Source organism: Belliella marina, assembly GCF_042682445.1.
Taxonomy (GTDB): domain Bacteria; phylum Bacteroidota; class Bacteroidia; order Cytophagales; family Cyclobacteriaceae; genus Belliella; species Belliella marina.
The window spans coordinates 203,431-224,162 of record NZ_JBHUHR010000001.1 but is presented as its reverse complement, the minus strand read 5'-3'; the positions used below and the strand labels follow the sequence as shown (position 1 = coordinate 224,162).

The 20,732-nt window shown below is 41.2% G+C and carries 20 protein-coding genes and 1 tRNA gene; 10 read left to right on the top strand and 11 right to left on the bottom strand.

Annotated features, from left to right (window positions below):
* Positions 1 to 46: 46 nt before the first annotated feature.
* Genes ACFSKL_RS00880 through ACFSKL_RS00870 form a run of 3 tightly spaced genes read right to left on the bottom strand, consistent with a single transcriptional unit; the run spans position 47 to position 2,034 of the window.
* The gene (locus ACFSKL_RS00880) at positions 47 to 595 is read right to left on the bottom strand and encodes a DUF3575 domain-containing protein (protein WP_376882496.1); all 549 of its coding nucleotides are present in this window, start codon (positions 593 to 595) and stop codon (positions 47 to 49) included.
* A 43-nt stretch (positions 596 to 638) separates the two neighbouring features.
* A complete protein-coding gene (locus ACFSKL_RS00875; RefSeq protein ID WP_376882493.1) occupies positions 639 to 1,076 on the bottom strand; it encodes a GNAT family N-acetyltransferase in 438 nt (145 codons plus the stop codon).
* The gene (locus tag ACFSKL_RS00870) at positions 1,033 to 2,034 is read right to left on the bottom strand and encodes a PhoH family protein (protein ID WP_376882490.1); all 1,002 of its coding nucleotides are present in this window, start codon (positions 2,032 to 2,034) and stop codon (positions 1,033 to 1,035) included. The genes ACFSKL_RS00875 and ACFSKL_RS00870 overlap by 44 nt, the downstream gene beginning before the upstream one ends.
* Before the next feature lie 102 nt (positions 2,035 to 2,136).
* Between ACFSKL_RS00870 and ACFSKL_RS00865 the strand changes: the two genes are divergently transcribed.
* The 5 genes from ACFSKL_RS00865 (at position 2,137) to ACFSKL_RS00845 (ending at position 4,265) form a co-directional block, all read left to right on the top strand.
* The gene (locus ACFSKL_RS00865; RefSeq protein ID WP_376882488.1) at positions 2,137 to 2,913 is read left to right on the top strand and encodes an SAM hydrolase/SAM-dependent halogenase family protein; all 777 of its coding nucleotides are present in this window, start codon (positions 2,137 to 2,139) and stop codon (positions 2,911 to 2,913) included.
* Position 2,914: 1 nt separating this feature from the next.
* Positions 2,915 to 3,211 (top strand): putative quinol monooxygenase, encoded by a 297-nt coding sequence (locus ACFSKL_RS00860; protein ID WP_376882485.1) that lies wholly within the window; start codon positions 2,915 to 2,917, stop codon positions 3,209 to 3,211.
* Between the two features lie 70 nt (positions 3,212 to 3,281).
* Positions 3,282 to 3,363, top strand: a tRNA-Leu gene (locus ACFSKL_RS00855).
* Positions 3,364 to 3,618: 255 nt separating this feature from the next.
* Complete coding sequence (locus ACFSKL_RS00850; RefSeq protein WP_376882483.1) at positions 3,619 to 3,816, top strand: type II toxin-antitoxin system HicA family toxin; 198 nt, start codon at positions 3,619 to 3,621, stop codon at positions 3,814 to 3,816.
* A gap of 50 nt (positions 3,817 to 3,866) precedes the next feature.
* Positions 3,867 to 4,265, top strand: a complete 399-nt coding sequence (locus tag ACFSKL_RS00845) for a type II toxin-antitoxin system HicB family antitoxin (protein ID WP_376882481.1) — start codon at positions 3,867 to 3,869, stop codon at positions 4,263 to 4,265.
* 77 nt (positions 4,266 to 4,342) lie between these two features.
* Here ACFSKL_RS00845 and ACFSKL_RS00840 read toward each other — a convergent pair whose 3' ends face one another.
* Positions 4,343 to 4,519 (bottom strand): hypothetical protein, encoded by a 177-nt coding sequence (locus ACFSKL_RS00840; protein ID WP_376882478.1) that lies wholly within the window; start codon positions 4,517 to 4,519, stop codon positions 4,343 to 4,345.
* 261 nt (positions 4,520 to 4,780) lie between these two features.
* Positions 4,781 to 5,347 carry a septal ring lytic transglycosylase RlpA family protein gene (locus tag ACFSKL_RS00835; protein ID WP_376882475.1) on the bottom strand — a complete coding sequence of 189 codons (567 nt, stop codon included), beginning with the start codon at positions 5,345 to 5,347 and terminating at the stop codon, positions 4,781 to 4,783.
* A gap of 158 nt (positions 5,348 to 5,505) precedes the next feature.
* Here ACFSKL_RS00835 and ACFSKL_RS00830 point away from each other — a divergent pair, with 158 nt between their 5' ends.
* Both ACFSKL_RS00830 and ACFSKL_RS00825 read left to right on the top strand, forming a co-directional pair.
* Positions 5,506 to 6,735, top strand: a complete 1,230-nt coding sequence (locus ACFSKL_RS00830; protein WP_376882472.1) for a metallophosphoesterase family protein — start codon at positions 5,506 to 5,508, stop codon at positions 6,733 to 6,735.
* On the top strand, positions 6,732 to 9,764 hold the full coding sequence (locus tag ACFSKL_RS00825; RefSeq protein ID WP_376882470.1) for an SbcC/MukB-like Walker B domain-containing protein: 3,033 nt from the start codon (positions 6,732 to 6,734) through the stop codon (positions 9,762 to 9,764). The genes ACFSKL_RS00830 and ACFSKL_RS00825 overlap by 4 nt, the downstream gene beginning before the upstream one ends.
* A 361-nt stretch (positions 9,765 to 10,125) precedes the next feature.
* On the opposite strand, the gene ACFSKL_RS00820 is transcribed toward ACFSKL_RS00825, so the two are convergent.
* Entirely contained in the window at positions 10,126 to 11,322 is a 1,197-nt protein-coding gene (locus tag ACFSKL_RS00820) for an ATP-binding protein (RefSeq protein ID WP_376882697.1), read from the bottom strand.
* A gap of 286 nt (positions 11,323 to 11,608) precedes the next feature.
* Between ACFSKL_RS00820 and ACFSKL_RS00815 the strand changes: the two genes are divergently transcribed.
* The 3 genes from ACFSKL_RS00815 (at position 11,609) to ACFSKL_RS00805 (ending at position 13,984) form a co-directional block, all read left to right on the top strand.
* Positions 11,609 to 12,604: a glycoside hydrolase family 43 protein gene (locus ACFSKL_RS00815; protein ID WP_376882468.1), complete on the top strand. Its 996-nt coding sequence runs from the start codon at positions 11,609 to 11,611 to the stop codon at positions 12,602 to 12,604.
* A gap of 161 nt (positions 12,605 to 12,765) precedes the next feature.
* Entirely contained in the window at positions 12,766 to 13,005 is a 240-nt protein-coding gene (locus ACFSKL_RS00810; RefSeq protein WP_376882465.1) for a hypothetical protein, read from the top strand.
* A 10-nt stretch (positions 13,006 to 13,015) separates the two neighbouring features.
* Complete coding sequence (locus ACFSKL_RS00805; protein WP_376882462.1) at positions 13,016 to 13,984, top strand: glycoside hydrolase family 43 protein; 969 nt, start codon at positions 13,016 to 13,018, stop codon at positions 13,982 to 13,984.
* Between the two features lie 670 nt (positions 13,985 to 14,654).
* Here ACFSKL_RS00805 and ACFSKL_RS00800 read toward each other — a convergent pair.
* The 5 genes from ACFSKL_RS00800 to ACFSKL_RS00780 form a co-directional block, all read right to left on the bottom strand.
* The gene (locus ACFSKL_RS00800; protein ID WP_376882460.1) at positions 14,655 to 15,803 is read right to left on the bottom strand and encodes an aldose epimerase family protein; all 1,149 of its coding nucleotides are present in this window, start codon (positions 15,801 to 15,803) and stop codon (positions 14,655 to 14,657) included.
* 12 nt (positions 15,804 to 15,815) lie between these two features.
* Positions 15,816 to 16,514 carry an L-ribulose-5-phosphate 4-epimerase gene (locus ACFSKL_RS00795; RefSeq protein ID WP_376882458.1) on the bottom strand — a complete coding sequence of 233 codons (699 nt, stop codon included), beginning with the start codon at positions 16,512 to 16,514 and terminating at the stop codon, positions 15,816 to 15,818.
* A 78-nt stretch (positions 16,515 to 16,592) separates the two neighbouring features.
* Positions 16,593 to 16,970, bottom strand: coding sequence for a four helix bundle protein (locus ACFSKL_RS00790; RefSeq protein ID WP_376882457.1), 378 nt, complete (start codon positions 16,968 to 16,970; stop codon positions 16,593 to 16,595).
* Positions 16,971 to 17,063: 93 nt separating this feature from the next.
* Positions 17,064 to 18,728, bottom strand: a complete 1,665-nt coding sequence (locus ACFSKL_RS00785) for a ribulokinase (protein WP_376882455.1) — start codon at positions 18,726 to 18,728, stop codon at positions 17,064 to 17,066.
* A gap of 19 nt (positions 18,729 to 18,747) precedes the next feature.
* The gene (locus ACFSKL_RS00780; protein ID WP_376882452.1) at positions 18,748 to 20,712 is read right to left on the bottom strand and encodes a glycoside hydrolase family 97 protein; all 1,965 of its coding nucleotides are present in this window, start codon (positions 20,710 to 20,712) and stop codon (positions 18,748 to 18,750) included.
* Positions 20,713 to 20,732 lie beyond the last annotated feature (20 nt).

Genomic DNA, 20,732 nt, shown 5'->3' with positions numbered 1-20,732 from the left:
GGAGCTATTTCTAGCTCCTTTAACTATATGATAAACGTTTATCTTCTTAGAATCTGTATCCTACAGAGAATCCTGCCTTAAATTCTACAGCTGCAAACCTGTCATTCACTTCTTTGCTGAATCCCCTTGCGATAGATGCATATGGACCAAAAGCAAATTTGTCATTGAAAACCCACTTGTATCCTCCTCCCAATCCGATGAGGAAACTGTTCATATCTACTGTGTTGGTGATGTTATCTACAACTTCCGTGAATTCCCCAAATCTGTACTTTGCAAATGGAGAAAGGTATAACTTCCCATTTTCATCACCTACAAAATAAAAATTGTATGATGCCATCAATGAGGTCGCGCTAAAGCTCTTGTCGTCATTTGTATTGACATAGGCAAACCGATCATTAAAATGGATCTCTACCCCAATTGACTGGTCTTCTTCGATAAAATGCTCGTAACCAACCTCAACCGAACCTAGCAATATGGTATTGAGAAAGTTAAGTTTGATTTCCCCTGTGCTGTGATCTTTTTCCATAGAAGTCTGTGCAGATACTGTTACAGTCAACAGAAAAAAAGCGAATACTGATAGTAATAATTTGTTCATGACTTTTAAAATTTAGTTTAAATAGATAAAAACTTGTGCAAAATTATAAATACTTTTCCATTTGGTAATGCATTATGTTACATTCTTCAAACATCTCGCCAACTTTTTCAAATCCAAATTTGGCATAAAGAGGAATTGCGGTCAATTGTGCATGCATGTACAGCAATTTCCCTTTGGCATCTTTTGTTTCTGCAATATCATCGACAACCGCCTTTACCAAAGCCTGTCCCACTCCCTTGCCCCTCATTGATTCCAACACAGCAAAACGCTCTAATTTGATGCCATTATTGGTAAATCTCCACCTTGCAGTCCCAGCTGCCTGGCCATCTACAGATGCGTAAAAGTGCGTAGATATTTCCTCGAATTCATCGTACTCCTCTTTTGGATCCACACGTTGCTCTACTACAAAAACCTCTTCACGAATCTTGAAAATCAGATCAAGCTGTTCCTTCGTCTTTATTTTTTCTACTTTTATATTCATCTCGCTTTTCCATTTTGTAGGCTTCATCTTTTTCGTAGGCTTCGATGATGGATTTGACCAGTTTATGTCTAATTACATCTTTGCCACTCAAATTCACCACCCCTATACCTTTGACATCCTTGAGGACATGGAGTGACTCACTCAGTCCTGATTTTTGTCTCTTTGGAAGATCTACTTGGGTCTGGTCACCTGTGATGATCACCTTGGAGTTTGGCCCCATTCGCGTGAGAAACATCTTGATCTGCTCACTTGTAGTGTTTTGCGCTTCATCCAGCAAAACAAAGGCATCGTGTAGCGTCCTCCCCCTCATGTACGCCAAGGGAGCAATCTCAATCACCCTTGTCTCCTGATAGAATTTCAATTTCTCAGAAGGAACCATATCACTCAAAGCATCATAAATAGGCCTGAGGTAAGGATCCAACTTTTCCTGGAGATCCCCCGGCAAGAAGCCAAGGTTTTCCCCTGCTTCAACAGCAGGTCTTGTAATGATGATTCTTTTCACCTCCCTGTTTTTCAATGCACGGACAGCCAAGGCTACAGCTATATAGGTCTTCCCAGTCCCTGCGGGGCCAAGGGCAAAAACCAAGTCATTCTTGAAGGCTGCCTCAACCAACTTACGTTGATTGGCAGACTTTGGCTTGACCACAAGTCCCTTGTTGCCATACACGATGACGTCATTCCTTTGGTTTTCTTCAAAAGGAACACCTTCCAAGGTGATATATTCTTTCACATGGTCAGGTGTAATATGTCCGAATCGGTTGAAATGCTGCAGCAACATATTGATCACATCATTGATTCTCAAGATCTCAGGCGCACGACCTTGAATCCTGATTTCATTGCCTCTGGAAACAATCTTGCTTTGTGGAAAAGCAGCAGCAATCTGTCGGATATTCTCGTTTTCTGAGCCCAAAAAGTCCAGCAGCGAAATATTTTCTAAAGTAATTACTTTTTCTACCAATCTATTGAATTTGATTTAGATGTTTGTTTATGGTGTAAGGATAAAATCCCTACTTTTGTTCATACTTATTACAAAAATATAAATTTTAATCGACTTGCTTATATGGCACTGGTAACATTCATTTCAGATTTTGGAGACGGAGACTATTATGTTCCGGCAGTAAAGGCGAAAATGTTATCCATCAATCCCCAACTGAACATCATAGATATCTCCCATAAGATAGACACCTACGACATCGCCCATGCGGCTTTCATCCTGAGGGCTGTGTACAAAGATTTCCCGAAAGGGACGGTACACCTGGTTGCCCTGAATGGAACGAGCAGCATGACAGATGGATTCATAGGAATCAAATTGGAAGAACATATTTTCATTGGCCCGAACAATGGTGTTTTGAGCCTTTTGGCAGATTACGACCCCGGAATTATCGTTCAATTTGCCGATATCCATCTCAAAGACAGCACATTTCCTGCGAAAGACATCTTGGCACCCATTGCAGCCAAGGTTGCTTCAGGCGCAGCAATCCATGATTTTGGAGGGCCACTGATGCAAATGAAAAAGATGATGTCCAGACAGTTCAAAGCTACCAGAAAGCAGATTGTAGGGCACGTGGTAAGGGTAGACAATTATGGCAACCTGATCACCAACATCAGAAAAGATGCATTTGAAAAACTGAATCCCGGGAAGTTCGTCATCGAATTTAGCAGGGAAGGGTTGACCAAAATCAACAAATCCTACGACAATGTGGAACCTGGAGATTGCTTTGCTTTTTTCAACAGCCTTGATTTGTTGGAAATCGGCATCAACCATGGGCATGGTTCTGATTTATTGGGTTTGAGGCTGGACAGTCCTATTTATATCAACTTTGAAACAACCGAATAGGATGCTGAAGCGAGTGGTAAGAATGACTTTTCACAAAGAAAAAGTGGAAGAATTCCTGGAAAACTTCAACCAGAATAAAGAAAAAATCAGAAATTCTCCCGGTTGTCATCACTTGGAGCTTTGGCAGGATAAAAATTTTAAAAATATTTTCATGACGTACAGCTTTTGGGAAGACGAAAAAGCGCTGAATCAATACCGTGATTCTGAACTATTTAAATCTGTCTGGAGTGTAACAAAGCCACTTTTCTCAGAAAAACCTGTAGCATTTAGTGCAAAAAAAATCGATGAACTGCCCTGAGAGGCTTGCACAGAAAAAAAATAGTCATCATATTTGCATCCCGTTCAGCAAGGAACGGGGAAATTGAAAAGCCCAGGTGGCGGAATTGGTAGACGCGTTGGTCTCAAACACCAATGCCTTCGGGCGTGCCGGTTCGACTCCGGCCCTGGGTACAAAAAACAAAAAAAGCTCCTTCTTTTATTAGATGGAGCTTTTTTTATGGCCTCTTTGGATTGAGACAAAAAAGAAAGAATTCATCACCTCTACGTTTTCCCACCGAACTTTTTGAAATATTTTTATTCTTTAACTTCAGGATATTTCCTTAAAGCTTAAAGAATAGAAACATAGTATTTTCACTACATTTTTACCTAAAAATTTTCAATATGTAGTATTTTCACTACATTTGTAGGGTGGTTAAATGATAGAGGATGAGAAAACTGAAAGTAAAAGAAGTTCTCAAAATGCCAATCAAAGACGGGTGGTATTTAAGCAAGCACAAAGGGACCAGCCACCGACAGTACAAACACCCAACCAAAAAAGGGAAAGTAACTGTAAACGGCAAGGAGAGCGACACTTTGAGTCAGGAACTTCTAAACAGTATTTGGAAACAAGCAGGATGGCGATAAGCTAACTTCCTTTCAAAAATAAATCGTAGATAAGTAAATCGGAAAAAATCATGGAAAAGATCAAAGTACAAATCACCTGGTTGGACAACTATGGAGCTTACAGCGAAGTAGTACCCGGCTGCGTTGCTACCAATGATACATTTGAAGGAGTAAAAGAAAGCTATCGTGAGGCATTGGAATTCCACTTGGAGGGAATGAAAGAAGATGGTGACGAAATCCCTGAATTACTTAAAGGAGAATACGAGTTGGAGTTTGAAGCAAATACACAGGCGTTACTAAAACTACTTGATGGGAAAGTGACCCGTGCAGCTTTGGCGAGAGTAACAGGAATCAACGAAAGACAATTGGGACACTACATCACCGGAAGAGTAACACCAAGACCTAGCAATAGAGAAAAAGTATTGGAAGGAGTACACAAGTTAGGAGAAGAACTCTTGAGTGTAGTTTAAAATAAAAATCAATCATATATGAAAAACATCTGGGCTGATACTCAGATGTTTTTTTTGTTAGTTTCTAATGTAATTAATCAGAATGTCTCTACAAATGCTGAGTCAGAATACAGCTTCTTGAAATGCTTGCCATATAGCAATTGATCCAAAGCCTCTGATGACTTGGTTGTCTCTACAGCCTTGATGCTCTTCTCTTCCTCACTTCTCTTATCCTTCTGAAGACCATCCAATCCTCTCTTTGTACCTGGGTACACCAATGAATAAAGAAGACCTTTACGAATCCGTAAAGGTCTTCTTTATTTGAAAATTCGCTTGGTACAAAAAACCGTTTGGAATTTGACTATTGACAGAAGGAAAGCATGTTTCTTGCCAAGATTGAAATGACAGTCATATAAACACGATACAGCTCAGGAAAATTTTTGGGGTTACGGCATAAACTCCTAAAATCAAAAAGAAGGCTGTACGCTATAAAGAATTAAGATTTCTGAAAAACGAATTCAAGAAAAGCAACAAACCTACCTTCCACGTGACAAAACCAACTCGCTTGGCAAGTCCATCATCAATTCCAACAGTTCAATAGCTGGTCGGGAAACTTCTATCGGCACCGGGTACAGTCTCAACCGGATATCTTCTGGCTTACCTTCTTCAAAATACTCCATCAACGACACTATCGTCTCTTGGTCTGGAACTTCCAAACGAACCCTGACAACACCGTCTCTGATCATCCCCAGCTCCCTTGCGGCTCCTTTTGACAAATCAACCACTCTTTTGGAATTTGGAGGCAACCTATCATTCACCCTTACCCATACTTCTTTGTTGTTTTTCAGGTTCACAACCCTAAGCATCGTCCCAAACGGAAGGTTTTTGTGCGCAGCGGTCATCTCCTCCATGTTGTAGACTTCACCATTTGCTGTCTTTCTCAAGTGAAATCGAGTACCGTAGTAGCTTGCAACCCCTTCTTGGATCAAAAAAGTAGAATCGATTGGTGAAAATGGCGTCTCGATCTCCAATTCTTCCACTTGTGCTTCTGCGGAAATTATCCCTGTCAAGACAAAAAATAGTGTTATAAATACTGTTTTCATATGCGCTTGCTTGGCAAATTATGTGCCAATTTCTGTCAATTATCAGAACCTCATTTGCAATGGTAGCAAGAAGGCTCTAACTTTAAATCCCCATTGAAATCTCAAAGCTGACGAATTTAAAATATTTTATCGAAAAAACCACTATTGACTTTTAAATTATGATCAAAATCCTACACACAGCAGATTGGCATCTGGGCAAAAGATTACAGGATTTTCCGAGAATGGAAGAACAAAAACTGGTTCTGGAAGAAATCATCCAAGTTGCAGATGATCAATCAATTGACTTGGTATTGCTTGCGGGAGATATTTTTGACAGCTTCAATCCCAGCCATGAAGCAGTCGAGCTGCTATACAAAACCCTGAGAAGATTATCCAAAAATGGGGAAAGACCGATCATCGCCATCTCAGGCAATCATGACAGCACACAATTCGTCGAAGCACCAGACCCTTTGGCAAGGGAGATGGGCATCTTTTTCTATAGCAGATATGATTCCATCATCCCTGTTGGCAAGTTGGACAATGGAATTGAAGTCCTCAATTCTGAATCGGGATTTCTCGAACTCAAACTCCCAAAGCACAATGACCCCATCCGGATTATCTTAGCTCCTTATGCCAATGAGGTCTTGCTCAAAACCTATTTGGGAGAAGAAGACAGAGAAGCCGAGATGAGAAATATCCTAGCCAAAAAATGGCGAAGTATTGCCGACAAATACTGCGATCAAAATGGCATCAATCTTTTCACCGGACATTTTTTCTTTGTCAAAGAAGGCGAGAAACCCGAAGCGGAACCAGAAAGTGAGCGCCCAATCCTGCATGTTGGGGGAGCACAGGCGCTCTATACTTCCAATATTCCTTCAGAAATACAGTATGCAGCACTCGGTCATTTGCACAGATATCATGCGGTCAGCAAATCCCCCGTACCAGTAGTATATTCAAGCTCTCCCCTTGCCTATTCATTTAGCGAAGCTGATCAGGAAAAAAGAGTCGTCATCATCCATGCAGAACCCAACAAAGACATCACTTATGAAGCAATTCCACTCAAGAAAGGGCGTCCTTTATTCAGAAAACGCTTCGAAAACCTTGAGGATACACTGGCATGGCTGGAAGAAAACCCCTACTGTTTTGTAGAGATCACATTCGCCACAGAGCATGCGATCGATGCAGACACAAGAAAAGCCATCATAAAAGCCCATGACGGCATCGTCAATCTTATCCCCGAAATCCTCAACCCAAAAGGACAGGAAAGCCTGAGCCTAAAAGTCGAAGACCTCGGCAAGGACATGGTGACACTTTTCAATATGTATTACAAAAGTGAAAAAGGCCAAGAACCAAATGCTGAATTGATAGATATTTTCAAGGAAGTAATCAGTCAAAACGAAGATTTATGATCCCTATCAAACTGGAAATACAAGGGCTTTATTCCTACAAAGAGAAGCAAACCATAGAATTTGACCAACTGACAGCCGCTGGGCTATTTGGGATTTTTGGCGCTGTTGGAAGTGGCAAATCATCCATTTTGGAAGCTATACTGCTTGCCCTGTATGGAAGTACCGAGCGGCTTTCTGACCGTGGAGAAAAAACCAGCATGGTCAACCTCCAAAGCGAGAGTTTATTGATCAATTTTGAATTTAAGGCTGGGAAAAACAACAGCAACACCTACATCGCAAGATACAGTACCAAACGCAACCCTAAAAAATTTGATGACGTCAAGGCTGCAGAACATACTTTTTACCTCAAAACAGCAACAGAACTTCAACCATTGACACTAAGAGGTGAGGAAATATTGGGGATGAAAAAGGAGCATTTCAAGCAGACTGTGATCATACCGCAAGGAAAGTTCAAGGAGTTTATTGACCTCACGCCCGGACCAAGAGCTGAGATGATGAAGGAATTGTTTGGACTGGAAAGATTTGATCTTAGCCAAAAAACGGGAAGCCTCCTAAAAAATGTCCTGCATGAAAAAACAATCCAAAAAACCCATCTGGACATCTTGGAAGGCTACACCGATGAGCTTGTTGAAGAAAAGGAGAAAGAAATAAAACACATTGCAGAGCAGGCAGGTGTTTTGGAAAAAGAATTTCAAAAAGCAGACAGCTCCTTCAAAAAACAGGAACAAATCCAAGCATTATACCTATCACTCCAGAATTTCCAAAAAGAATGGGCTGAACTGGAATCCAAAAAAGCGGCAATTGAAGAGAAAAAAGCAGTCTACAAGGATTTTCTAAAGGCAAAAACCTACCTCAAACCTATTTGGGATCAGATAGAAGAGAAGAATAAAGAAATAGAAAAACACAGGGTGAGCCTGATTGACTGTGAACGGTTCAAAGAAAATTACACCAAAGAAACCGAACAAAAAGAATCCGAGGAAGCCGACCTCAAAGAGAAAGCCAACAAAAAATCCGAAAGGGAATCAAAAATCAGGGATCTGGAAAAAGTCAAAGAAATCCAAGAAATCCAAGAAAAAATCAAAGACACCGAAAATGAAATAGACGTAATCCGCCCTCATCTGGAAGCGAAAAAATCAGCCCAACAATTGCTGGAAACAAAAATCAATACACTGGAAGCAGAACTGGACGGCAATCCAATTCCAGACAGCAACCAACTTGCTGAACTTAAGAGTGCCGTAAAAGATTGGGAAACTTGGACAAAATCCAAAAAAAGCCTGGGTTCAGAAATCAAGAGTCTGGAGGGTTCGATAATTGGGATTCAAGATGGAATCACTTCGCTCCAAAAAGAAATCCCTGCCCATGAAACCTCATTCGAATCCTGGACGGCTACATTAAAGAATCAGATTAGGGAATCGGAATCGAAAAGGGACAAACTGATCCAAAAAAGGGGACTGAGCGCACACATCCACTTATTGGAAGATGGAAAACCATGCCCTCTTTGCGGCGCCCTAGAGCATCCAGAACCTTTATTTATCGATAATCAGGATTCGTTCTTAAAAGACCTGGAAAGCGATATTGAAAAGTGTAGAAGCACAATCGAGGAGCTTGTTGAATTTTCAAAAAAACTGGCCGAATTCAACTTCAAAAAAGAGACTATCTCCCAACTACTCGAATCCAAAAATTCTGAAGTGCTGTCGTTGGACATAGAATTCAAAAAACTGGAAGAAAAGCTCAAGCAGCAAAAATTCGAAGATATGCATGCAGTGCACCGCTTTCTCCAAGACACAGAAACAGCCATCCAAAAAAGGGAGGTCCAAGGCAAAGAACTGAAAACTTGGAAAAAAAATTGGCAAGATGAAAAAGCAGGATTGGAAGCAGAGGAACAAAAACTCCGGGGCCTAGAGCAAGGCTTACTGACACTCCACACCCTACAAAATTCCAAAAGAAACGACATCAAAGACATGGGCTTCTGCCATCCGTTTTTTGAAAAAGACGCAGCAAGCATCCTCCTTACTATCCAAAAAGTCCAAATGGACATTGACAAAACAGCTGATCTCCTCAATGGAATCCAAAAAGTATTGGTCGAAATCAGAGCCAAGCAAGCCACAAACTTGGCCAATCTGGAAAATTCCAAAAAAGCACTGGATGACGCTGAGAGAAAAAACCGGGAACTCCGGGAGCTATTCACACAACTCAAAGCAGAACATGGATTTGAAGACGAGGAAAAATTATTTGAGCTTTTCCACCACAGATTGGATGCAGACAAAGTTGAAATTGAGATCCGGAATTTCGAACAAAGGGTTCACTTGGTACAATCACGGATAGAGGAGATCCAAAAAACTGAAGGCATCAACAGCTTTAATCAGGAATCTTTTGAAGAACTGAAAACCGGCTTGGAAGCAAAAGCTAAAGCTGTGGATACCATCAAAAAGGAGTTCACCCTCTTGGACAGGGAGATCAGGGAAAGCAAAGAAAAGCTAAGGGACAAAAAGAGGATCCAGGAAACATATGGGAAGCTGGAGAATCGCGAAAGCAACTTGAGAGAACTGGAAAAACTGTTCAAAGGCAGTGGTTTTGTAAAATATGTGAGTTCGATATACCTCAAAGAACTCTGCAACACAGCGAATATCAGGTTCAACAAACTCACCAAAAACAGCCTGAGTCTGGAGATCGATGACAACAATACTTTCTGGGTAGTAGACTATTTAAACGGTGGAAAAAAACGACTGCTAAAAACCCTCTCAGGTGGCCAGACTTTCCAAGCATCGCTATGCCTGGCCTTGGCTTTGGCAGAGAAAGTCAAATCCCTCAACCAAGCCGATCAGAGTTTCTTCTTCTTGGATGAAGGTTTTGGTGCTTTGGATAGAAATTCACTCCGGGTAGTCTTCGAAACCCTCAAAGCCCTTCGGCACGAAAACAGGATCGTCGGCATCATCTCCCACGTCGAGGAATTGCAACAAGAAATCGAAGTCTATGCAAAAATCGAGTTGGATCAGGAGAAAGGCAGTCAGGTGAGGTATTCTTTTTGAAACATTAGACACAAGACACAAGAGGGACCTCACGCAAAGATTTTAAAGGAGCAAAGATACGCTAAGTTTATTTTGTGAAGTGCAAAAAACGAATTAAGAGAATAATAAAATCAAGATTTGCAATGGCACCCGCCTCGGCTTAATCCAAGACACAAAATAGGCAATTGAAGCAACAACTCCGAAAGGGCCTCCCTGTTGCAGACAGGGTTGAACTAACAAAGAAAATCAAAACACACACTCTATTGAGCAATTTTACTCAATACATTGAGTAAAATCAAAAAAACGTACTTAATTAATTGAAATTTAGATAATTACAAAAACATTTTTTTAAGGAAAAAGGACAGCCATTTTGACTGTCCTTTTATTTAAATAAGGAAATCATATCCATCTCCAAAAACTCTTGCCAAGGAATCCCCCCAGCTCCAATCAGCAAGGATTTTTGGGGTTTGAATTTTTTATCGAAGGCATTGAGCCCTGTAAGCTTACCTGTTTTGGCAGATTTTACCTCTAGCGCAATCACCTTTTTCTTATATTCCACCACATAATCCACTTCATCATTCCCCTCCCTCCAATAATGTATGGTCAGGTATTTATCTTTGAAAGATTGATTGACTAGATGGGCTCCAACAGCAGACTCTACCCACCTACCCCATGTTTTTGGATTTTCCAGCAAAGTATCGAAGCTCTCGTTCGAGATGCCAGACATGATCGCTGTATTGTGGACAATGAATTTTGGGCTGGAAGATCGTTTCCTTACTATATTGGGGCTGAATTTCTCCAAACCTCCCAACAGCCCAGCTTCATTGAGCAATTCCACATAATTTGCCAAGGTGGTCGTGTTCCCTGCATCACTGAGCTGACCCATGATTTTGGTAAAACTCAGTACTTGCCCAGAATACACCGACCCCAACTCAAATAGGCGTTTCATCAAAGCAGGCTTATCTACCCTGGTCAGCATCAGGATATCCTTGGAAATACTTGTTTCCAGAAGGGAGTCTCGGACATACCCTTTCCATCTATCTTCATCGCCTTTCAGGGCAATCGCCCCAGGATAGCCTCCGAACCAAACGAATTCCTCTGGAGTCAAGCCAAAAGCTGCTTTCATTTCCCCATAGGACCAATGGCCTAGATAAGTGGCCTCAAACCTACCTGCCAGGGACTCTGTCAAACCTTGCTGTAACATCAGCCTTGAAGAGCCCAGAAGTACAAGTCGAATATCTATTCCGGCAGCAGTATCCCTGTCCCACTCGGACTTCACTTGCTCACTCCAATTGTCAATCTTCTGCACCTCATCTATTACAAGTAAGAAAGGTTTGTCTGGCATCTTTGCCTGGTGAATCCTAGCCTGCTCCCACTGCTGGGCTATCCAAATCCCGTCTCCTGCAGGCACAGCATCGGCAGCCACCAACAAATGTGCATATGTTAGTTCTGAGGCAATCTGCCTAATCATAGTTGTCTTCCCGACTTGCCTCGGTCCATAGATCACTTGAATAAACCTTCTGGGCTCATCCTTCAGTCGCTTCAAAAGGGAAGATGTTTCCGGTCTCTGATATCCCATCATTGATTTTACTTTATTCATTGAGTAAATTTACTCAATCTATTGAGCAAATTCAAATAATACATCTCATTTTATTTATTTACAGCTAGTTACAAAAATATTTTTAGCAAAGAAAAGGCGATATACAGACTGTTTTTACTTTCCTCTTCATCATTGGAAATTTATGGGTGTTTCAATTATGGGAGACTCAATAATTCCCGATATTTATAATTGTATTTTATACACTTATTTCTTTATATTGCTTCAAAATAAATAAACCTTAAACATTACCATACTTATTGAGACTATGAAAAAAATCAAAATAGCCTTATCGGGATTGCTAATAGCAGCAGCTGCCTGCTCAGGCCCGTCCGTAGAAAAAGAATCCCAATCTATAGAAAACAAAGCAACCGATAGAGTAGGAAACCCTGTCATCACACACAAATACACCGCAGATCCTGCTGCCCTTGTCCACAATGACACCGTCTATCTATATGTGGGCCATGATGAAGCACCTCCACGCAAGGAATTCTATGAAATGCACGAATGGTTGATCTTTTCCTCAGCCGATATGGTCAATTGGGAGGAGAGGGCTGCTTTGAATGTAGTAGAAACATTTGAATGGGCGGAAGGTGATGCATGGGCAGCCCACACGATCGAAAAGGACGGAAAATTCTACTGGTTTGTGACTGTCACACACAAAGAAATCCACGGCAAAGCTATTGGGATAGCAGTGTCGGATACTCCAATTGGCCCATGGAAAGATGCCCGTGGATCAGCCTTGATCACCAATGATATGACTACTGATACAGAAATCAGCTGGGATGATATTGATCCTGCTGTATTTATTGATGATGACGGAGAAGCTTATGTTTTCTGGGGAAATACGATTGCTTATTGGGCTAAATTGAAACCCAATATGACAGAACTGGATGGACCTATCAACCAGATCCCACTTCCCAACTTTACTGAAGCCCCTTGGGTACACAAAAAAGGAGACTGGTACTACCTATCTTATGCCTATCAATTTCCGGAAAAGACAGCCTACGCCATGAGCAAGAGCATCACTGGCCCTTGGGAATACAAAGGTATATTGAACGAAGTGGCTGGCAACTCCAACACAAACCATCAAGCAATCATTGAATTCAAAGGAAAAGACTACTTTATCTACCACAATGGAAGCATCCCTACAGATGGAGGAAGCTTCAGAAGATCTGTTTGCATAGACTATCTATACTACAATCCAGACGGTACTCTAAAAAGAGTGGTGATGACTACTGAGGGAGTTGAACCTGCTTTGTGATTGTAGAGTTGAGATTTTAGATCTTAGAATTTAAAACCTGACTTTGAGTCTTTTGCTTATAAGAAAAACAATAAATGCAGGTATCAGAGAGAACTCTCGGTTCAATTTGAATCTATCTACCTTATTCATTCATTAGATTATTGAAATCGCCTAAAACACAAATGAAAAGATTCAATATCCTTCTGCTTGCCTTGTTTGCTTTTTCTCTTATTTCAGCATGCAAACCTGTCCCAAATTATGAAGGATATTTGTTTGCGTATTTTGAAGGTCAGGGAGCTCCTGGTGAGCAAGAGCAACTTCGATTTGCTATCAGTGAAGGTGCTGTGCAAAAGAACCCCTCTTTGAAAAATGGGGAGGGATTACAGAAACTCCCCAACCATAACTATTCCGATCATTTATAACCAAATAACCATGTCTTATTTCAAAACAACAATCCTTGTATGCATCACGATCGCAATATCTGCCTCCGTCTTTGCCCAAGAAAAGCCCCAACAATTCCAATCAAAGGGAAACCCTATCTTCACCCACGCATATACAGCTGATCCAGCTGCACTTGTAAAAAACGACACATTGTGGCTTTACACAGGACACGATTTTGAAGGTGGGCAAAAAAGTTATAAAATGAAGGATTGGTTGGTTTTCTCCACCTCTGACATGATAAATTGGACAGAACACCCCATCCCTTTGAAAATCACAGATTTCGCTTGGGCAAAAAGTGGTGATGCCTACGCAGGACATGTCCAGGAGAAAAATGGAAAATACTATTGGTACATCAGTACCAACTGGTCAGGAATCGGTGTAGCTGTGGCTGACAACCCTGCCGGACCATTCAAAGATGCATTAGGCAAACCATTGTTGACCAACAAGGACTGTTTTGCTTCCACGCATTCATGGGCATGCATTGATCCCGCTACTTTTATTGACGATGATGGGCAAGCTTGGATTTTTTGGGGAAATAGGGAATGCTATTACGCTAAGTTAAAAGACAATATGATAGAAATAGACGGGGAAATTAAGCAAATTGAATTTGATGGATTTGAATTTACCGAAGCCCCGTGGATACACAAAAAAGATGGGAAATACTACTTGACCTATGCTACTGAATTCCCTGAAAAAATCGCATATGCCATGGCTGACAATATCGAAGGGCCCTATGAATACAAAGGGATTTTGAATGAAATCGCAGGCAATAGCAATACAAACCATCAAGCAGTAGTCGAATTCAAAGACCAATGGTATTTTATCTACCATAATGGTGGCATCAACACCGACGGGGGAAGTTACAGCCGGTCTGTATGTATCGACAAGCTCTACTATAATTCTGACGGAACTTTGAAAAGAATCGTGATGACAACTGAAGGAGTGGATCCTGCTTTGTGATTGTAGCGTAGAGATCTTAGATTTAGAAGCAAGAAAAGAGAAGCGAGAGACAAGACGTAAGAGCCAAGATGCAAAGGTCTCGCAGAGAGCGCAAAGTTGCAGAGATGAGCTGAGGGTAGTAGATACTGGATTACAATCAAGTACCTAGCGATTCTTGATTCATTATTCGGAGTTCAAAATTCATAATATGATTATCCGCAATGGCACCAGTAGTTAAATTATGCATATGTAATCATGCGGATAATTGTCAACTACGCCACGACGCACGAGTGTCGAAGGTTGACTGTCAACTTGTCCTGTAAACAATATAATTGGCTACTGGTAAGAAAGCGGATATACATAATTTAAAAAATGTCATCTATTTTCAGGACGTGACAAAGAAGCAGAGCCCTGAAAGGGCTTTTGACATTAGCATAGGGTTGTAACCCTATGCTTGGATAAAAAGATATGTTCATTTCTGCCCTGAAAGGGCAATTGAATAGATATCGGAAACTTAGGGAAATCAGTAGAAAAAAATGTCAACTATTTTCAGGACGTGACAAAGATGCGAATTAACATTCTGGACAGCCATTTAATCTAATCACTGGGTCTTGACCCGATTTAAAAAAAGGAAGGTAGATTTTTGATTGGCGAATAACTCAATCTAAAATCTACCTTTTAAAATCTTAAATTATTTTACAGAGAAGTGCAGCTCTATCTTATGGCTATATTTCTCTCCTGGATTTAGTCTTGCCGAAGGAAAAGACGCTTCGTTTGGAGCATTGGGAAAAGTCTGTGGCTCTAAGCAAAGTCCCATGTATTGGGAATATGTCACACCATTGGTCGTCAATTTACCATCAAGGAAATTTCCTGAATAAAATTGAACTGCTGGTGAATCTGCATAAAGTTCCATCACTCTTCCTGAACCTGCATGATAAAGCTCTGCCATCTTTGCCATCTGCCCATCATGCTGTTCTTTGACTACATAGTTGTGGTCATATCCACCTTTTATTTCTGAAATCCTAGCACCTATAGCAGTTGAAGTATTGAAGTCAAATGGAGTACCCGAAACCTCTTTCAATTCACCGGTTGGGATCAATTCATCGTCAACAGGGGTATATTTCGCAGCATTGATTTTCAACTCATGCCCCAAGATATCTTCTTTCATCGCACTTAGGTTGAAGTATCCATGGTGTGTTAGGTTCACAATCGTTGGCTTATCTGTCTCTGCTTCAAAGCTGATCAAGAGCTTATTGTCCTCTGTCAATTCATAAACAACAGTAGACACCAGCTCACCTGGATAACCTTCCTCTCCATCTGGACTGGTGTAAGTCAACTTGACTTTAATGGATTTCTCTCCTTTAATGGATTCTGCATCCCAATTTTTCCTGTTGAAACCCAAATCACCTCCATGGAGATGGTTGTTTCCATCATTGGTAGTCAATTGATAGCTTGTACCGTCAATTTCGAATTTCCCTTTTGCAATTCTGTTTGCATACCTACCCGCAGTGGCTCCGAGATAATAATCATTCGTATCGTAACCATCGATTGATTCATATCCAAGAACGATATTTTCAAGATTCCCATCTTTGTCAGGTACTATTAATTTGGATACAACAGCCCCAAAACTTGAGATTTCAACCTCCATACCATTCCCATTTTCCAAGTGGAAAACTTTTGCGGTCTGATCACCGACGGCAACTTGTTGGACATTGACTTTAAAACTGATCTCTTCCTTTACTTCTTCATTTTCCTCAGATTTGGGGGAGGAACAGCTCGACATTCCAATCAGGAATGCTGAAAACAATAATGCAATCGCTTTGAAATTCATTTTTTTCATATGCTTGGGTTTTTAGCAGCCTTGACCGTAGTATGCGTCTTTTCCGTGCTTACGCTCGTAGTGTTTTTTGATTAACGCATCTTTCAGTCTTGCTGCATTAGGATTGATTTGTAGCGTAAGGTAAGCCATTTTTGCTACCTCTTCAAGGACTTTGCTGTTGTAAACAGCTTTTGCAGCATCTTTTCCCCAAGCAAATGGACCATGGCTACCGACCAGGATCATTTCGACTTCTGAGGGATCCAATTTTTTCTCTGCAAAACAGTCCAAAATCTGTTGTCCGGTATTGTGTTCATAATCCCCTTCGATCAACGCATCAGACATGGGAGCTGCACAGGGAATATCCGCTGTCAAATGGTCCGCATGTGTTGTCCCAAAATTCGGCACATCCATGATTGCCTGCGCCCAAGAAACCGCATAAGTGGAATGCGTATGGCAAATCCCTCCAATATGTTCCCAATGTTTGTAGAGAAAAGCATGGGTTTTGGTATCCGAAGATGGCCGCATATCCCCTTCAATGATATTGTTGTCAAAGTCAACAATTACAATATCATCAACTTTCAACTCTTCATAAGGCACACCACTTGGTTTGATTGCAAAAACGCCTTTTTCCCTATCAACCGCACTCACATTCCCAAAGGTGTATACCACCAAATCCAATTTCGGCAGTTGCATATTCGCCTCATAACAGGCTTGTTTTAGTTTTTTGTACATGATTTGATTTTAGATCTTAGATTGTAGATTGTAGATTGTAGATTTAAAAATCTAAATTCTTAAATCTACAATCTAAAATTATTTAGAAGGATTGTTGTCTTTTTCGTTATTTGAATTCGATCTGTTTTTGATAGTTTTTAGGCTAGTAACAAAGATCGCTGTTAGTTCATTTGCTTCTTGAAGTTGTTTAGAAACATCGACCCAACCTTTAGCTTGAATCAATTCTAACCAATAACCACTTTCATCCGCTTCCTCCAGTACGATTTGTAGCTTTGAAATAAACTCTTTGTCACTTCTTGCTCTACAAACTGCTCTGTAATTAGCCCCAACCGAAGTGGATGATTTAGCAAGCTGATAAGAAATGATCCTTGCTGATGCTGAATTTGGAAGAGATTCAATAATCTCAATTACGTCAAGAGCAAATCTCTTCGTTCTTTGTTTAATTAGATTTTGCATATTGTAAAAATTAGAAATGAAAAATGTAGAAACTATAGTAAAATTACACAATCTACATTTCCCAATCTAAAATCTACCCTCTAAAATCTAAATTTATTTCCCTTCAATTAGTTTTCCAAACTCCACATACTCAGCATACAATTTCTCGTACACAGGTACATTTGCTGGGATGGGTTCGTATACTTTGTCAAAGCCATTGCTCATTGCCTTGATGGCTGCTTCGGTGTTGGGATGGATGCCTGCAGCGACAGCCGCATACATCGCAGCCCCCAAAGCAGGTGCTTGATCGGAGGTTGCCACTTTGATTGGCATATTCAACACATCTGCCAAGGTCTGCATCACCAAAATTGACTTTTTGGCAACTCCACCAAGACCTATAACGGCATCAATCTGAACCCCTTCCTGACGGAATCTTTCGACAATGCTTTTTGACCCAAAACTGATAGCTTCTACCAGAGACTTGAATACCCTAGCCGCATCTGAACCCATATTTAGGTTTCTGATCGCACCTTTCAAAGATTGGTTGGCATCTGGGGTCCGACGGCCATTGATCCAGTCCAAAGAGACGATTGTGGACTCGGCAACCGGAATCTGCAAAGCGTCTTCCGAAAGCTTGATGATAATTTGCTCTTCAATTTCAGCAATCAATTGATCCTTTTGTTCTTGATTGAGCAATGTACTATTTTGGATAAGGGCTACCGAAGGCTTCACGACCAAGTTTTTGAACCAGGCCAATACATCTCCAAAACCTGACTGCCCTGCTTCCAAGCCAATAGTCCCAGGGATCACAGAACCGTCCACTTGCCCACAAATCCCACTGATCAACTTGTCTCCGATGGTCTCTTTGGAAGCTACCATCACATCACAGGTAGAAGTCCCCATCACTTTGATCAAGGTATTCTCGGTGATCTCTCCACCTACGGCTCCTGCATGTGCATCAAAAGTCCCAACAGCAATTATTGTATCTTCTGACAGGCCAAGCTTCTCTGCCCATTCTTTACTTAGATTACCAGCGACTTCATCCGAAGTATATGTTTCGGTATAAAGTCTATCTCTCAATTCCGCCAAGTATGGATGGAATTTACCCAAGAATTCCTTTGGTGGCAAGCCACCCCATGACTCATGCCAAAGTGCTTTGTGTCCGGCTGCACACCTGCTTCTCTTGAAAGCCAAAGGATCTGTACTCCCCACCAACTGTGCGGTGATAAAATCACAATGCTCCATCCAAGAGAACGCTGCATTTTTCACAGCTTCATCTTCCCTGACCACATGAAGGATCTTTGACCAAAACCATTCCGATGAATAGATCCCACCTTCGTATTTGGTAAAATCCTCTCCGCCCCATGTCCTAGCCACTTCATTGATTTCATCTGCTTCTTTGATAGAGGTATGGTCTTTCCAAATCACCATCATGGCGTTTGGATTTTCTGCAAATCCCGGTTTCAAAGCCAAAGACTGACCTTTTTCATCCACAGGCATTGGTGAAGATCCAGTGGTATCAACACAAATTGCCTTCACTTGGTCTTTCCCAATCCCAGATTTTGACAATACTCCCTTAATAGTCTGCTCCAATCCTTCAAGATGATCCAAAGGATGCTGCCTGAATCTGTTGGAAACAGGGTCACAATACTTTCCGGCTTTCCACCTTGGGTACCAATACACATGGCTTGATAGGCAGTTTCCATCTGCCGTATTAACCAATACAGCCCTGACAGAATCAGAGCCGTAATCAAGACCAATTACATAATTATCATTCATATCAAATATTTAATTTAATCTATTCATTAAGATAGAGTACAAAGCCCCCATTTGCTTTTATTTCAAATTCAATATCATTGTCTCCTGAAAGATTATCTACTTGCCAAGATTCATCTACAGAGTCAGATATTTTTGTGGCATTTTTGGATGAAATACCTAATTCCTGCAAGTTAAGGGTAACTTTTTTTGTCGCATCCTGTGCATTGATGCCTGCCACATACCAAGAGTCACCACTCCTTCTTGCCATGATCACAAATTCCCCCGGGAATCCATCTATATATTTCACTTCATCCCAAGTGGATGGCAAGGATCGAAGGAATTCGATCACCTCTGGCTCTTGCAAAGCCATTCCGGAAGGAGACTCGGCATAATGTTGTACTCCAGAATAATACAAAACAGACAGAGCCAACTCAAAGCCTTTGGAAGTTCTTCTTTCAATCCCCGGTATCTCGTGCAAAGACATTGGGGTAAAGTCCATTGGATCATAAACATTTCTTGTAAATGGCAAAATAGCCATATGTTGTGGGGCTTCGTTGGCAAACTCTTGCTCAAAGGTGATCATTTCAAAACCTTTGACCGCTTCGACAGTCACCAAATTGGGGTACGTTCTATGCCAGCCCCGAGGGAGTGTTGCGCCATGAAAATTCACGATCAACCCAACCTTCGCAGCATCTTCCAAAATATCGTGGTAATACTGCATGACACTTTGCCCATCACCACCAAAAAAATCGATCTTCACTCCCTTAACACCCAAATCCCTGATTTTCTGAAATTCAGCCAGCCTCATTTCCCTTGTGAGCAATTGGTGTTTTGGCGTATACGGAGTGGAATTCCAATCACCTGCCGAGTTGTACCACAATACCAACCCAACTCCTTTAGTGGCTGCATATGTTGCCAACTCTCCTATCTTTTCGTATCCAATATTTCTATCCCAATTGACATCAACCAAACAATACTCCCAATTCATATCAGAAGCATAATCAATGTGCTTTTCCTGGATATCATAATAAATGGATTCATCTTTTCCCAAAGCCCAACTCCATGAAGCTGCACCGGGTACAACGAAACCAAAATCCAAATCACTTCTTTGAGATATTGCCAAATCAGTCCCCAGTGTGGATTCCACTACATCTTTGAGGCTACCAACAGCTAATATCCTCCAAGGGCTCTCCCACCCACCTTTTGCAGTAGGAAGGACGCTTCCATCAAAAATCTTCTCTTGGTCAGATGGATAGGTGATTCGGTATTCCCCGTTTGGAGACGCTGCTGCCAACCTACTAGCTGCATGATTTGCTTGTATACCCGTCTCAGAAACCAAGACCCAAGTATCTTCAGACTGGAACAACGCCGGGTAGATCCATCCCGACTCAATCGGTGAAGGAGTTCCTACAGCCACACCTTTTTGGTAGGATTCCTCATAAGAAGGGTTGGTCTTTTCCCAGCCAGTCTTGGGATCAGCCATTGGCTGGATCCATGTTTTTGCAGATTCTTTGAAATTAAAAGTAGTCTTCTCTTCCAAAAGCGCTACTTGTTTCTCTCCCAAACTTGGGAACACATATCTGAAAGCGAGGCCATTATCCGACACCCTAAATACAACATGAAACTCTACGCCTTCCGTATTTTTTAAGACCACGGTGCTTTCATTAGCATTGTATTCATGGGATTTTTGTTTTCCATGAACCAATTCATACTTATCCTCAATACCCGTAGCTTCTGATACAGAAACCAACTCCAAGCCCTGGGAAAAATCCAAACCTTCCCAAACCATCCCCAATTGGGATGGCTCTAGGATATTCTTTTCTTCAAAATACAATCCATAATACAACACTCCTTCTTCAAGGCTAATCTCAACTTTGGTATCACCATCGGGACTTAGAAAAAAGATATGTTCATGGGAATGCGTGCATGAAAAAGTGCACATGACCAGTACTGTCAAAATAAGCGTTTTCAGCATACGATCGAATTTCAAATATGTATTTTTCATGTGCACTTTCTTTTTGTTTA

Bases quoted from the DNA above. Each gene is read 5' to 3' on its own strand.
- ACFSKL_RS00880 (WP_376882496.1), bottom strand. From the start codon at position 595: ATGAACAAATTATTACTATCAGTATTCGCTTTTTTTCTGTTGACTGTA.
- ACFSKL_RS00875 (WP_376882493.1), bottom strand. From the start codon at position 1,076: ATGAATATAAAAGTAGAAAAAATAAAGACGAAGGAACAGCTTGATCTG.
- ACFSKL_RS00865 (WP_376882488.1), top strand. From the start codon at position 2,137: ATGGCACTGGTAACATTCATTTCAGATTTTGGAGACGGAGACTATTAT.
- ACFSKL_RS00860 (WP_376882485.1), top strand. From the start codon at position 2,915: ATGCTGAAGCGAGTGGTAAGAATGACTTTTCACAAAGAAAAAGTGGAA.
- ACFSKL_RS00850 (WP_376882483.1), top strand. From the start codon at position 3,619: ATGAGAAAACTGAAAGTAAAAGAAGTTCTCAAAATGCCAATCAAAGAC.
- ACFSKL_RS00845 (WP_376882481.1), top strand. From the start codon at position 3,867: ATGGAAAAGATCAAAGTACAAATCACCTGGTTGGACAACTATGGAGCT.
- ACFSKL_RS00835 (WP_376882475.1), bottom strand. From the start codon at position 5,347: ATGAAAACAGTATTTATAACACTATTTTTTGTCTTGACAGGGATAATT.
- ACFSKL_RS00830 (WP_376882472.1), top strand. From the start codon at position 5,506: ATGATCAAAATCCTACACACAGCAGATTGGCATCTGGGCAAAAGATTA.
- ACFSKL_RS00825 (WP_376882470.1), top strand. From the start codon at position 6,732: ATGATCCCTATCAAACTGGAAATACAAGGGCTTTATTCCTACAAAGAG.
- ACFSKL_RS00820 (WP_376882697.1), bottom strand. From the start codon at position 11,322: ATGGGATATCAGAGACCGGAAACATCTTCCCTTTTGAAGCGACTGAAG.
- ACFSKL_RS00815 (WP_376882468.1), top strand. From the start codon at position 11,609: ATGAAAAAAATCAAAATAGCCTTATCGGGATTGCTAATAGCAGCAGCT.
- ACFSKL_RS00810 (WP_376882465.1), top strand. From the start codon at position 12,766: ATGAAAAGATTCAATATCCTTCTGCTTGCCTTGTTTGCTTTTTCTCTT.
- ACFSKL_RS00805 (WP_376882462.1), top strand. From the start codon at position 13,016: ATGTCTTATTTCAAAACAACAATCCTTGTATGCATCACGATCGCAATA.
- ACFSKL_RS00800 (WP_376882460.1), bottom strand. From the start codon at position 15,803: ATGAAAAAAATGAATTTCAAAGCGATTGCATTATTGTTTTCAGCATTC.
- ACFSKL_RS00795 (WP_376882458.1), bottom strand. From the start codon at position 16,514: ATGTACAAAAAACTAAAACAAGCCTGTTATGAGGCGAATATGCAACTG.
- ACFSKL_RS00790 (WP_376882457.1), bottom strand. From the start codon at position 16,970: ATGCAAAATCTAATTAAACAAAGAACGAAGAGATTTGCTCTTGACGTA.
- ACFSKL_RS00785 (WP_376882455.1), bottom strand. From the start codon at position 18,728: ATGAATGATAATTATGTAATTGGTCTTGATTACGGCTCTGATTCTGTC.
- ACFSKL_RS00780 (WP_376882452.1), bottom strand. From the start codon at position 20,712: ATGAAAAATACATATTTGAAATTCGATCGTATGCTGAAAACGCTTATT.